General features: G+C 34.4%; 14 protein-coding genes. All 14 read right to left on the bottom strand.

The features are described from left to right. Positions 1–97: 97 nt before the first annotated feature. The 14 genes from trpC to BKM63_RS00425 all read right to left on the bottom strand — a co-directional run bounded on the left by trpC (position 98) and on the right by BKM63_RS00425 (position 12316). Positions 98–877 carry an indole-3-glycerol phosphate synthase TrpC gene (trpC, locus tag BKM63_RS00490; protein WP_071634734.1) on the bottom strand — a complete coding sequence of 260 codons (780 nt, stop codon included), beginning with the start codon at positions 875–877 and terminating at the stop codon, positions 98–100. Positions 878–964: 87 nt separating this feature from the next. After that, entirely contained in the window at positions 965–1957 is a 993-nt protein-coding gene (gene trpD, locus BKM63_RS00485) for an anthranilate phosphoribosyltransferase (protein ID WP_071634733.1), read from the bottom strand. Positions 1958–2032: 75 nt separating this feature from the next. Next, the gene (locus BKM63_RS00480; RefSeq protein ID WP_071634732.1) at positions 2033–2440 is read right to left on the bottom strand and encodes a GNAT family N-acetyltransferase; all 408 of its coding nucleotides are present in this window, start codon (positions 2438–2440) and stop codon (positions 2033–2035) included. A gap of 93 nt (positions 2441–2533) precedes the next feature. Continuing rightward, positions 2534–3100, bottom strand: a complete 567-nt coding sequence (locus BKM63_RS00475; RefSeq protein WP_071634731.1) for an anthranilate synthase component II — start codon at positions 3098–3100, stop codon at positions 2534–2536. Between the two features lie 85 nt (positions 3101–3185). Further along, a complete protein-coding gene (locus tag BKM63_RS00470; RefSeq protein WP_071634730.1) occupies positions 3186–3626 on the bottom strand; it encodes a hypothetical protein in 441 nt (146 codons plus the stop codon). A gap of 88 nt (positions 3627–3714) precedes the next feature. Further along, positions 3715–5115: an anthranilate synthase component I family protein gene (locus BKM63_RS00465; RefSeq protein WP_071634729.1), complete on the bottom strand. Its 1401-nt coding sequence runs from the start codon at positions 5113–5115 to the stop codon at positions 3715–3717. A gap of 301 nt (positions 5116–5416) precedes the next feature. Next, entirely contained in the window at positions 5417–6694 is a 1278-nt protein-coding gene (locus tag BKM63_RS00460) for a hypothetical protein (protein ID WP_071634728.1), read from the bottom strand. Between the two features lie 201 nt (positions 6695–6895). Then, on the bottom strand, positions 6896–7462 hold the full coding sequence (locus tag BKM63_RS00455; RefSeq protein ID WP_071634727.1) for a YceI family protein: 567 nt from the start codon (positions 7460–7462) through the stop codon (positions 6896–6898). A gap of 29 nt (positions 7463–7491) precedes the next feature. After that, entirely contained in the window at positions 7492–8124 is a 633-nt protein-coding gene (locus tag BKM63_RS00450; protein WP_071634726.1) for an NAD(P)H-dependent oxidoreductase, read from the bottom strand. Between the two features lie 5 nt (positions 8125–8129). Beyond that, positions 8130–8591, bottom strand: a complete 462-nt coding sequence (locus BKM63_RS00445) for a MarR family winged helix-turn-helix transcriptional regulator (protein ID WP_071634725.1) — start codon at positions 8589–8591, stop codon at positions 8130–8132. A gap of 229 nt (positions 8592–8820) precedes the next feature. Then, entirely contained in the window at positions 8821–10398 is a 1578-nt protein-coding gene (locus BKM63_RS00440) for a glycerol-3-phosphate dehydrogenase/oxidase (RefSeq protein WP_071634724.1), read from the bottom strand. A gap of 317 nt (positions 10399–10715) precedes the next feature. After that, the gene (locus BKM63_RS00435; protein ID WP_071634723.1) at positions 10716–11234 is read right to left on the bottom strand and encodes a GNAT family N-acetyltransferase; all 519 of its coding nucleotides are present in this window, start codon (positions 11232–11234) and stop codon (positions 10716–10718) included. 28 nt (positions 11235–11262) lie between these two features. Continuing rightward, positions 11263–11742 carry a DUF6691 family protein gene (locus tag BKM63_RS00430; protein ID WP_071634722.1) on the bottom strand — a complete coding sequence of 160 codons (480 nt, stop codon included), beginning with the start codon at positions 11740–11742 and terminating at the stop codon, positions 11263–11265. 10 nt (positions 11743–11752) lie between these two features. After that, the gene (locus BKM63_RS00425; protein WP_071634720.1) at positions 11753–12316 is read right to left on the bottom strand and encodes a YeeE/YedE family protein; all 564 of its coding nucleotides are present in this window, start codon (positions 12314–12316) and stop codon (positions 11753–11755) included. Positions 12317–12398: the final 82 nt, after the last annotated feature.

Raw genomic sequence — 12398 nt, 5'->3', positions numbered from 1 at the left:
TTTTTTGATGCTTTAAGCATTAGGCAATAAGCTTTTGGCTTTATGCTTTATGCTGAATTAGTTTATGTGATAGTTGCTCAAGCTTATAACCTAAAGCTTACAGCTGACTAATAAAGTCAACAGCTGCTTTTCCTGCGTTGTCGGTTTTCATGAAGTTTTCTCCAATTAAAAAACCACTGTAACCATAGGGTCTAAGTTCTGAAATGGCTTCGATCGATGAAATGCCGCTTTCGGAAACTTTTACAAAATCATCCGGAATTAGTGATGCTAATTGTTTGCTGAAATCAAGACTTACTTCAAAAGTTTTTAGGTTTCGGTTGTTTACTCCAATCATGTCTAAACTTGGCATAATCGATTTTTCCAGTTCTTCCTGATTGTGAACTTCTAACAGAACTTCTAAGCCTAATTTCTTTGCAAATTCTGATAACGATTTAATTTCTTCACGAGTTAAAACCGCTGCGATTAAAAGAATCAAATCGGCTCCAAAGGCTTTGGCTTCCAGAATTTGGTATTCATCGACAATAAATTCTTTTCGCAAAAGCGGAATATTTACGCTCGCTCTTGCCAGAAGTAAATCGTCTAAAGATCCTCCAAAATATTTTCCGTCTGTTAAAACAGAAATTCCGCAAGCGCCTGCATTCTCATAACCTTTTACGACTTCTTCAACCGTAAAACTATGATTTATAACTGATTTTGATGGAGAACGACGTTTGTGTTCTGCAATAATTCCGGTAGAACTTGTTTTTAGTTTTTGGCTCAAAGAAATCGTTTCTCTTCCGAAAAACACAGAGCTTTCCAATTGCGAAACCGGAATAATCGATTTTTTAAGAACGACTTCTCGTTGTTTATCAACTATTATTTTATCTAAAATATTCATGAGTTTTGTTTGTTTCAGGTTTCAAGTTTCAGGTTTCAGGTTCCAACTAACTTGAAACTTGAAACCTGAAACAAAAGAAACTATTTTTTATTTACTTAATTCCTGTAATGTTTTCAATGCGTTCAAACCTTTTCCAGAGAACAGACTTTCTTTTGCCAGTTCAAATCCTTCAAGCGGTGAACATTTATTAACCGTTGCAATTGCCATGGCAGCATTGGCTAAAACGACATTGTTCTGCGCTTCTGTTCCTTTTCCGGAAATGATATTGATAAACATTTCAGCTGATTCTTCGATGGTTTTTCCGCCTTCGATTTCGCTTTGTGATAATAAACGAACGCCAAAATCTTCTGGTTTCAGCATTCCTTCCATGCGAGATGTGATCGTTTTAGTCGGACCTGTTAATGAGATTTCATCATAGCCGTCAAGCGAATGTAAAATCGTGAAATTGATATCGGTATTTTGATATAAATAAGCATACATTCTCGCTAATTCAAGATTAAAAACACCAACTAATTGATTTTGTGGAAATGATGGGTTTACCATTGGTCCCAGCATATTAAAGAACGTTTTTACGGCTAATTCTTTACGAATTGGCCCAACGTTTTTCATGGCCGGGTGAAATAGGGGAGCGTGTAAAACGCAAATTCCGGCTTTGTCGATACATTTTTCTAAAAACGAAGGATCGTTACTGAATTTGATTCCCATTTTTTCCATTACGTTGCTCGATCCTGAAATAGAAGAAACGCCGTAATTTCCGTGTTTTGCAACTTTTATTCCCGCTCCGGCAGAAATAAATGAGGCCAAAGTAGAAATGTTGAAAGTATCTTTTCCGTCGCCGCCGGTTCCGCACAAATCGATTGTATTGTAAGCTGATAAATCAATACGAACACACAATTCTAACAAAGCTTCGCGAAAGCCCGAAAGTTCATCAATTGTAATGCTTCGCATCATAAATACGGTCAAAAATGCCGAAATCTGACTCGGATTGTACTGACCGCTTGAGATATTAATCAACACGTTTTTAGCTTCTTCTTTAGAAAGCACTTCGTGATTGATTAATTTGTTTAATATATTTTTCATTTTTCTTTAAGGTTCTGAGTTACTGAGACTCTAAGTTGCTAAGATTTTAAACTGTGACTGAGACTGTGTACTTTTTTAATGTTCATCTCCCTGATAAATCCACATCGGTTCTGTTTTTCCGGCACGTTCAAATCCGTTCTTTTTATAAAAATCAACTGATCTTCCGTCGGCAGTTAACATTTGCATATGAAAGTGACTGTATTTCTCCTGCATTTTATCCATAATCAATTTCCCGATTCCTTTTCCCTGATATTCCGGAAGTACCAATAAATGCGGATAATAAACGGTTAAAAATCCATCAGAAATCGCATTCCCAAGTCCAACTAACTTTTTTTCGTCCCAGGCCGTAATCAAGGTTTCTGAATTTAAAAGAGCATTATATAATTCGTTTGGTTTGTTAGCCGAACTCCATTCGTTTGCTTTGTATAAAACCAATATATCTTCAATATTGATTTCTTTAGTTGCTGAAATAGTTATTTCCATTTTTAAGATGCTAAGGTTCTAAGAGACTAAGTTGCTAAGTTTTTTTTCTGTAAACTGTCACTGAGACTGAATACTGAGACTGTAAACTAAAAACTAGCTCTTAATCCAGTTCTCTAAAATCAATTTCCCTTTTGGGGTTAAAACACTTTCCGGGTGAAACTGAACGCCCCTTACATCAAAAGTTTTGTGTCTTAGTGACATAATTTGCCCGTTTTCGTCGATTGAAGTTGCTTCCAGAACTTCCGGTAAATTGCTGTCAACAACCCATGAATGGTATCTCCCTACTTCAAATTCGTTTCCTAAACCTTCAAACAAAATTTCGTCTGACACTACGGTTTTTACATTCGTTGCAACTCCGTGATATACTTTGTCAAGATTTGAAAGTGTTCCTCCGAAAACTTCTCCAATGGCTTGCTGTCCTAAACAAACGCCAAGGATACTTTTTGTTGGGCTGTATTTTTCAATTACTGCTTTTAATAACCCTGCTTCATCCGGAATTCCGGGTCCTGGAGAAAGTAATATTTTATCGAAAGAAGCGATTTCGTCAATATCAAATTCATCGTTTCTGTAAACGGTTACTTCGCAGTTTAAATCTTCTAAATAGTGCACTAAATTATAAGTGAAACTATCGTAATTGTCTATAACTAATATTTTTTTCATGTCTTTTTTGTTTCAGGTTTCAGGTTTTTTTTTGTTTCAAGTTCCAACAACGTGAAACCTGAAACTTTAAACCTGAAACTATTTTTTACTCTCGAACGTACTTTTCAGTAATAATACGGTCGATTCCTAATTTTTCTACTTTTTCGACTCCTTTTTGAGTTAAGGTGTCGTTTTTGATTTTTACCACAAACTCAAATTTGCCATTTTCCCATTGCCTGTTATTAAAGAACTCCAGATTCTCGGTATAAATACTGTCTTTTAAAGTATATTTTCCGCCTCCTCCAAAGAAAACTGCATTTGTTGAATCTTTACCATTGTTCAAATCGTGATTGAAAAAAGCAAAATGTGTATCATTTATTATTTTAATCATTTTTGTTTTTGGATTAAAAGTAGAGAACGTAGAATCTTTTTCAGTGGTTTCTGCTGATATCAGACGCCAGGTTCCTTCAAGTGGATTTTGCTTTTTTTCTGTATTACAAGCTGTTGTACAAATGATTAAAACTAAAATTGAAATTGCTTTTTTCATGATTATTGATAGTTTATGGTTTTTATGGTTTTTATGGTTTGTTTGTTAATTGTTTCAGGTTCCAATAACTTGAAATTTGAAACAAAAATTAAATTTTCTCTGCCATTTCCAGCGCTGTATTCAACGCTCTTAATTTATTGTAAACTTCCTGCATTTCACTTTCTTCGTCAGAACTGGCTACAATTCCGGCTCCGGCCTGACAATGCAATTGATGGTTTTTACTTAGGAAAGTTCGAATCATGATAGCGTGATTAAAGTTGCCTTCAAAATCCATAAAGCCAATGGCTCCTCCGTAAAAATTACGGTTGGTTTTTTCGTAATCTTCAATCAATTGCATGGCTCTGTGTTTTGGAGCGCCACTCAAAGTTCCGGCAGGAAAAGTATCAGCCACAACCTGCATTGTAGTTGCTTTTTCATGTAAATGTCCGGTTACTTTTGAAACCAAATGAATTACGTGAGAGAAAAACTGAACTTCTCTGTATTTTTCTACGTTTACATCGTGACCATTTCGGCTTAAATCATTTCTTGCTAAGTCGACTAGCATTACGTGCTCACTGTTTTCTTTTTTATCTTCAGAAAGTTCTTTGGCCAAAAGTGCATCTCGCTCGTCATTTCCGGTTCTTTTAAAAGTTCCGGCAATTGGGTGAATTTCTGCTTTTCTGTTTTTTACGATAATTTGTGCTTCGGGCGAAGACCCAAATATTTTGAAATCTCCATAATCAAAAAAGAATAAATAAGGAGATGGATTAATGCTCCTTAAAGCTCTGTACACATTAAATTCGTCACCTTTAAAACCTTGTGTAAATCGGCGTGAAAGCACCAATTGAAAAACGTCTCCACGGAAGCAGTGTTTCTTAGCTAAAGCCACATTGTGTTTGAATTCTTCATCGGTTAAGTTTGAGAAACCTTCGCCTTCTTTGGTGAATTTGTACGATGCAATATTTCTGGATTGTAATAATTGCTCAATTTCAGCAATGTTATTTTTTCCGTCAACGCTGTGGCAGAAAATATACGCTTCATTTTTAAAGTGATTGATCGCGATGATGTTTTGATAAACGGCATAAAAAACATCCGGAATTAAAGTGGCAGTATCTTTTTTGGCAATTGAAACTTTCTCAAAGTAACGAACGGCATCATAAGAAATGTATCCGAATAAGCCATTATTAATAAATTTGAAATCGTTTTTCTCTGATTGGAACTTGCTTGAAAATTCCTGAATTACTTCTGGAATATTTGTCGAAGCGTCAATTTTATTTTGTTCCGAAGTTCCGTCAGGAAAAGTTTTTGAAATTGTTTCGTTCTCAATCTTAATCGTTGCAATCGGATTACAGCAGATATAGGAGAAACTATTGTCATTTCCGTGATAATCACTACTTTCCAGTAATAAACTATTTGGGAATTTATCTCTTATTTTAAAGTAAATACTAACCGGCGTAATGGTGTCTGCCAGAATTTGTTTGTAATGTGTGTTGAGTATAAAAGGTTTCAAAGTATGTTGTTTTTAGTTTTTTAATTATAATTTTTAGTTTTTTTTCGGCCAAAAAAAAAGGCTTGTCGTGATGACAAGCCTTTTATATTTATAGTTTTGAAAATACCATAGGAAGCTTCGTTCACGACGTTTGACGTAAATTCTTCCACCACCAAGTATTGTTCATTAATGTTTTCATTTCTTTATTTTGATGTGACAAAGATATAAATGTAATTTGAATTAGAATACATAAAATTTCAAAAAAAACTTTTCTAAATTTTGAAATTTGTTAAATTTTGAAAATTAAAGTTTCTTCAAAAGCTTAATTTCCAATAGCAAGCGTGTTATTTACGTTTGCTCTAAAATCTGGATTTCCTTTGATATTTGGGGTTGTAAACAGCTCCGTATTCTTCATTTTTGTGTATTCATTGCCAGAATTTGGATTGTAAAAATTCTGAATTGACGCATTACTGCTCGAAGATTCGCTTGTAATACCGCCGTTGCAATTGTTTACAAGAATGTTTTTGAAACTCATTTTTGAGAGATTTGCTTCTCCGTTTCCAATATTTCCTTCCAATAAAACAAAAGGTGTAAAACCGGAAACAATACTGTTGCTTAAATTGAAAAAAGTGTTTTCTCTAACGAAAATTGATTCTCTGACCAATCCCTGATTATTCTCTTCTAAATTAACCAAAGAGATGTTGCTGGCATTGATTTTAGTCATTTTTTTGCTCATATCTGTATTTTGGATTTTGTCGTAAGAGTCTACTTCAAAGCATCTTGATCCTGAAATATCTGATGAAAAGGGATGACGAATAGCAATACTGTTATTGATGTTGATTTGTGCACCTTGCGTAAAATCGAAATCATCGTCTGTGGTTCTGTATGAAATTAGGTTATTCATATTTAAATCACCTCCATAGCATTCGAAAGAATCATCATTTGAGTAACTTACTTGTATATTGCTCAAAACTGTTTTTCTCCCAACACCTGCAAGCGATAATCCGTTAAGTTCTTTTTCGGCACTTAATTTTCTGCCGGAGAATTCAATTCGAACATATTTTAAAATACCCGAATTATCTTCTGCATCTGTACCACCGTAATGATTTAACATAGGTTCTAGGTTAAAAGGCAGTGTATGAAGGCCTCCAAGAGAGTTAATTGGTGCTTTTCCTAAAATAATAATACCGCCCCAGTCTCCCGGTCTTCTGTCTGCAATTTCTTTATTTGAAGTAAAAACGATTGGATCTGTTTCCAGACCTTCGGCTATAATTTTCGAGCCATTTGTTACTACAAGTGTACCACAGGTTTTATCATCTCCGCGAATAACAGTTCCGGGTTCTATAGTTAAAACGGCATTATTGGTTACATAAACAATACCAACCAGCTGGTAAGTGTTTCGTTTTACTAATCGGGTATCTTTATCGATCGTTCCTGCAATTATATTGGTAGCTTCGTTGTATTCTATTTTGGCCGGATTAAAATTAGTCCAGTTGTTCATCCAATTGTTACTTCCAATAATTCCTTTAGTCTGCTGTTGGGCTTGAAGAAAAAAAGTGCATAAAAGTGTAAAAATTACAATATGTATTTTTGTTTTCATAACTATAATATTATTTCTAGTTTTTGATTTTTATTTTGCTCAAAATTAGAGGCCGAATGTTAATCAATACGGCTATAGTTATTATGAAAGTGTTATTTTAATATTAAGAACGTTATGTTTTTGAAAAGTTTAAAAATAAGAAAACCCTAACAGAATCAATCTGTTAGGGTTTTTCTTATATATGAATTTAGTGTGCTTAAATTAGAATTTTAAAGCTACTGTTAATTCGAAATCGTCATTGATAGTTTTGTCTCCTAAGTTTTCGAAGAAGTTACCAGAGTTGTATTTAATATCGTATTTAGTTCTGTCAACTTTGAAAGCTGTTGTAGCAGTGTTTCCGTTTACAGTGATATCAAAAGTTACTGGTTTAGTGATTCCTTTAATAGTTAAATCAGCAGTTACAGTATAAACATCAGCAGATTTAGATCCGATTTTTTTGAAAACTAATTTTGAAGTTGGGAATTTGTCAGTTCCAAAGAAATCATCAGCTTTTAAGTGACCGTTTAATTTTCCTTGGTATTCTCCAGTTAAGTCTGTAGAAGTTAATGAAGTCATATCAACAGTGAAAGAACCACCAGTTAATTTTTTTCCTTTGAAAACTACAGCTCCGTCTTTAAAGTTTACAGTTCCAGAGTGCTCTCCAGTTACTTTTTTACCTACCCATTTAATAGTAGATGCTTTTACGTCGATTTTTTTAGTTTGAGCGTTTACTGAGATACCAGCTGCTGCTACGAATAATGCAATTGCAATTGTCTTTAAATTTTTCATGTTGTTAAATTGAATTTGATTAATAATAATTATATAGTGATAAATAATTCCTCGTGAGATTTTCTAACTTTTTTGTAGTGCTGTGTATCGTCTTCAGTATGTCTGTAACCTACAGTAGCAATAACTGAAGCGTTTAAGCCTAATTTATCGAAACCTAAGATTTCGTTAAATGCAGCAGCATTAAAACCTTCCATAGGAGTTGCATCGATTTTTAATTCAGCTGCAGCGGCCAATAAAGTTCCTAAAGCGATATAAGTTTGTTTTGCTGTCCAGATATTTTTAGCTTCTTGTGATAAGTTAGCAATTGTGCCTTTCATCATATCGCTGAATCCAGCTAATGCATCAGCAGGAACACCTCTTGTTTCGCTGATATTTTTGATGTAAGCATCTACAGATTCTGCTCCGGCATTTAAGTCGTTTGCAAAGATAAACAGCTGCGAAGCATCAGTAATTTGAGTTTGCCCATAAGCGGCAGCTTTTAATTTTTCTCTGATTTCCGGATTTTCTACAACAATCACTTTGTATGGTTGTAATCCGTATGAAGAAGCGGCTAATCTTACGGCTTCTTTTAAAGTATTTAAATCTGCTGAAGATATTTTTTTTGATGCATCAAACTTTTTTGTTGCATATCTCCAGTTTAGATTATCTAATAGTGTGCTCATAAATATTAATTTTGTTGGGTTCGGTATTTTTCTAATAATGTATTTAATAATTCTAATTCTTCCGGGCTTATATTCTCGGCAAATGTGCGCTCGTGCTCATCTACTTTCGGGTCTAATTCTTTTAAAACATCAAGTCCTTTTTGCGTAATTAAAACTTCAATTTTTCGGCGATTGTCAGGACAGACATTTCTTGTAACGAATTCTTTCAGTAGTAATTTGTCAACTAATCGGGTTGTGTTGCTCGTTTTAGCTAACATACGTTCTTGTATAACACACATATTAGCAGGATTTCCTTTTTGTCCTCTTAATATACGCAGTACATTGTATTGCTCTCCGGATAAATCATACGGTTTTATTAACTCGTTGAAATGATCCTGAATCACATTTTGTGTGTACATGATATTCAGAATAACTTTTTTCGCATTATCCATCTTAACTGTACTCTTAATAACCTCTTCAATTGTCATAGTCGTAAGTGTATAATTTGTATATACAAATGTATAGCTTTTAATAGTTGTATATACAAATGTTGTGTTAATTTTTTGTTAATTCAAATAAAGCAGAATCACTATGTACAGAAACCCTATATAATTAGTATAAAAATACTGTAAAAATCTATTTAAAATATTGATATGTTGATATTTAACTATTGTTTAAAATTGGAGTAGTCTTTTTTTAAACTTTAAATGGAAAGCTTTATTGAAATTCAGATAAAAGAAATCCCTTTGAAATTGCCCTGAAATTTGAAATTTCTTTAGTTATCCAGGCTTCATCATGTCCCAATTCCTTTGCAAGTACCCGTGCTATCTTTTCTGAAGATTGAATGGCAGCTCGGGCATCTAAAAATAATAAACGAACACGTCTTGCTAAAATATCATCTATCGTTCTCGCCATTTCATATCGAATAGCCCAAACCGCTTCTGCCATCGTAAATTCGTGATTTGGATGAATTTTTTCGTTTAGTTCAGGATGGTTTTGCTGCAATTCGATTATTTTAGGAATATCAGATCCATAGATATACAAGTGATTTTCCCGGTCTAAAGTTGTAGTAATTTTATTTCCATGAATAGGAAGATGTTCTGTTACACATTGTTTTTTAGGAAGTTTACCTGTTTTAATTGCTTTGTTTATAATATCTTCTGCAATTTTTCTATAAGTGGTCCATTTTCCTCCCGTAATGGTAATTAAGCCTGTTTCCGAAACTATAATTTTATGGCTTCTGGAAACTTCTTTAGTGCTTTTCCCTTCTTCTTCAGGTGCAGCCAAAGGCCTCAAGCCTGCAAAAACAGACAATACATCAGCTCTCGTTGGTTTCTTTGCTAAAAAATGCTGCGCGGTTTGCAGTACAAATGCAATTTCGCTTTCTAAGGCGATAGGCTCCAAACTTTGTTTTTTAATTAAAGTATCTGTTGTTCCTACTACAATACGATTATGCCATGGCACTGCAAATAAAACTCGTCCATCACTTGTTTTTGGAATCATCAAAGCGTGATCACCCGGTAAAAATGATTTATCAAATACAAGATGAATTCCCTGGCTCGGAACAATATATTTTTTGTAAACCGTGTCATTCAGCTTCATGATAGCATTTGTAAAAACGCCGGTTGCATTAATTATCGCAGATCCTTTTAAGTTATATTTTTCACCAGTTTCCTGATCACATACCTGAACACCAATAACCTGATTGTTGTTATCCTTTACTAAGTTTGTAACTTTAGAATAATTTAAAATACAGGCACCTTTTTCTACCGCAGTTTGTGCAAGATTAATGGCAAGCCTGGAATCATCAAATTGTCCATCGTGATAAATCACACCGCTCACCAAACCCTTTTCTTCAACGTTGGGGAGCATCTCAATTGTTTTTTCTTTTGAAATATATTTTGAACTGCCTAAACTTAAACGTCCTGCCAGCAAATCATAGATTTTTAACCCGATGGTGTAAAAAGAACCACCCCACCAATTGTAATTTGGAATTACAAAAGATTGGTTTTTGACCAAATGACCTGCATTTTTTGCCATCAAACCTCTTTCTTTTAGTGCTTCCCTTACTAAATGTATATTTCCTTGTTCTAAATATCGAACACCGCCATGAACTAATTTTGTACTTCTGCTTGAAGTTCCCTTTGCAAAGTCTACAGCTTCCAACAAAATTGTTTTGTAGCCTCTGCTTGCTGCGTCAACTGCAGTTCCCAAACCGCTTGCACCTCCGCCTATTATAATAACATCCCACTTTTCAGTGTTTTTTAATTTTAATAACTGTTCGGAATGTTTCATATAATTATGGCTTAGTTTTTTTACTGGCGTTTATTTTTAACAACAAACTTAATGAAACAAAACGGAATTAGGTGAAATAGAGCAGAAGGTTATAATTGTATTTTAAAAGAAATTCGGCTTTGGTAACATCAGAGTTTGCCGCCATCCAGATAAAAGGATAGAATTACTGTGTGCGTTACACCTTATTATGTGAATGTTGCCGTGCTTTTTCTTTTGTTGTTTCGGATTAGCTTTATCCTCGCGAAAGCAGGAGAAATAAGAAACCCGACAGTTTTTTAGGCCTGTCGGGTTTAATTGTAATTTTGAAATTCGATATTTTACGTTAATTCTTTTTCGAATGCTTTTCGTGCTGATCCTCTAAAAAATACTTCGCCACAATAGGTGTAGTTTAATTTATCAAGAATTTTCAACATTGGTATATTGTCAAAGTTGGTGTCTACTTTTATGCTATGAATATTGTTTGCAAGGCAGACATCTTCTATGTTTTTAAAAAGTTTTGTTGCAATTCCTTTTCCTTTTGCTAGTTTTGATGCTGCAACCCGATGCACAACGGCATAATCGCCATCTGTAAGCCATTTGCCTTGTATATCTTCATAAGCTGGTTCTATGTCAAATATTATGGCGGCGTAACACAGGATCGATTCATTTTCTGTAAGCACATACGCATAACCATTTTGTATGTCATTTTGAACTGTAAGTTGGTTAGGATATCCATCCTGCCATTGCGAACTTCCGTCTTGTCGTCTTTGTTCTATAGCATCTTGCAGGATATTCCAAATTTGATCTGTTTCAGAAAGGTCTGCTTTTCTTAAAATTAGCTGTTCTGTTTGGCTCATTTTTTAGATCTTAAACTGTAAATAAATTTTAATGAGGTAGTTTATCTTTAAAGAAACCATAAACCCAGGTTCCTGCAATTGCGCTTAATAATGTAATCACAATTACAGTTGCTCCGGTGCCTATTTGAGCAAAAAGCGGTCCGGGACAAGCTCCGGTAATGGCCCATCCAAAACCAAATAATAACCCGCCATAGATTTGTCCTTTGCTGAACGTTTTAGGCTGAATTTCTATTTTTTCTCCCTGAAGGGTTTTGATGTTGAATTTTTTAATGATAAAAACAGATATCATACCAACAACTACGGCACTTCCAATTACACCGTACATAAAAAATGACTGCAGGTGAAACATTTCCTGAATACGAAACCAGCTGATGATTTCTGCTTTTACAAATACGATCCCGAAAAGAATTCCAACAACTAGATATTTTAAATTCGAAAATCCCGAATCTTTAATTTGACTTCCGTTGATTCCTTCAGTATCGGTGTTTTTATTTTCTAAATTGCTCATTTTTGAAATTTTAAAGTGAAAGAATATAAGGCAGAATCAAAAGCGACATTACAAAACCGCCAATCATAAAACAAATTGTAGCTACTAATGAAGGCCACTGTAAGTTTGAAATTCCCATAATCGCATGTCCGCTTGTGCATCCGCCGGCATAACGCGTTCCGAAACCAACTAAAAAGCCGCCCACAACAATCATAATAAAGCCGCGAAGGGTTAATAAACTGTCCCACGAAAATAATTGGGCCGGAACCAAACCAGAATGATCTGTGATTCCGTAAGAAGCTAATTGTTCTGAAAGTTCAGGAGTAATTTGAACCTCATTCGGGTTGGATAAAAAGTAAGCCGCAATAACGCCGCCCAAAAATATTCCGAAAACAAAGAATAAATTCCAGCTTTCTTTTTTCCAGTCGTACTTAAAGAACTGAATATTGGAAGGAATACAAGCCGCGCAAATATGACGAAGTGAAGAACTAATCCCGAAAGATTTATTTCCGATAATCAATAAAATAGGAACTGTTAATCCAATCAACGGACCTGAAACGTACCAAGGCCAAGGTTCTTTTAAAATTTCTAGCATTTTTTTTTAAGTTTCTAAGATACTAAGTTACTAAGGTTAAGGTTAAAAAAAACTTAGAACCTTAGAATCTTAGTAACTCAGT

Source organism: Flavobacterium johnsoniae (genome assembly GCF_001879205.1).
Classification (GTDB): domain Bacteria; phylum Bacteroidota; class Bacteroidia; order Flavobacteriales; family Flavobacteriaceae; genus Flavobacterium; species Flavobacterium johnsoniae_A.
Note: the sequence above shows the minus strand (reverse complement) of the source record. Positions and strands in the feature narration are given on the sequence as shown.

What these genes read in the sequence shown, in the direction of transcription:
- BKM63_RS00425 (WP_071634720.1), bottom strand. Translation starts at nt 12,316, where the DNA reads ATGCTAGAAATTTTAAAAGAACCTTGGCCTTGGTACGTTTCAGGTCCG.
- BKM63_RS00475 (WP_071634731.1), bottom strand. Translation starts at nt 3,100, where the DNA reads ATGAAAAAAATATTAGTTATAGACAATTACGATAGTTTCACTTATAAT.
- BKM63_RS00445 (WP_071634725.1), bottom strand. Translation starts at nt 8,591, where the DNA reads ATGACAATTGAAGAGGTTATTAAGAGTACAGTTAAGATGGATAATGCG.
- BKM63_RS00450 (WP_071634726.1), bottom strand. Translation starts at nt 8,124, where the DNA reads ATGAGCACACTATTAGATAATCTAAACTGGAGATATGCAACAAAAAAG.
- BKM63_RS00440 (WP_071634724.1), bottom strand. Translation starts at nt 10,398, where the DNA reads ATGAAACATTCCGAACAGTTATTAAAATTAAAAAACACTGAAAAGTGG.
- trpD (WP_071634733.1), bottom strand. Translation starts at nt 1,957, where the DNA reads ATGAAAAATATATTAAACAAATTAATCAATCACGAAGTGCTTTCTAAA.
- BKM63_RS00435 (WP_071634723.1), bottom strand. Translation starts at nt 11,234, where the DNA reads ATGAGCCAAACAGAACAGCTAATTTTAAGAAAAGCAGACCTTTCTGAA.
- BKM63_RS00430 (WP_071634722.1), bottom strand. Translation starts at nt 11,742, where the DNA reads ATGAGCAATTTAGAAAATAAAAACACCGATACTGAAGGAATCAACGGA.
- BKM63_RS00480 (WP_071634732.1), bottom strand. Translation starts at nt 2,440, where the DNA reads ATGGAAATAACTATTTCAGCAACTAAAGAAATCAATATTGAAGATATA.
- BKM63_RS00455 (WP_071634727.1), bottom strand. Translation starts at nt 7,462, where the DNA reads ATGAAAAATTTAAAGACAATTGCAATTGCATTATTCGTAGCAGCAGCT.
- BKM63_RS00460 (WP_071634728.1), bottom strand. Translation starts at nt 6,694, where the DNA reads ATGAAAACAAAAATACATATTGTAATTTTTACACTTTTATGCACTTTT.
- trpC (WP_071634734.1), bottom strand. Translation starts at nt 877, where the DNA reads ATGAATATTTTAGATAAAATAATAGTTGATAAACAACGAGAAGTCGTT.
- BKM63_RS00470 (WP_071634730.1), bottom strand. Translation starts at nt 3,626, where the DNA reads ATGAAAAAAGCAATTTCAATTTTAGTTTTAATCATTTGTACAACAGCT.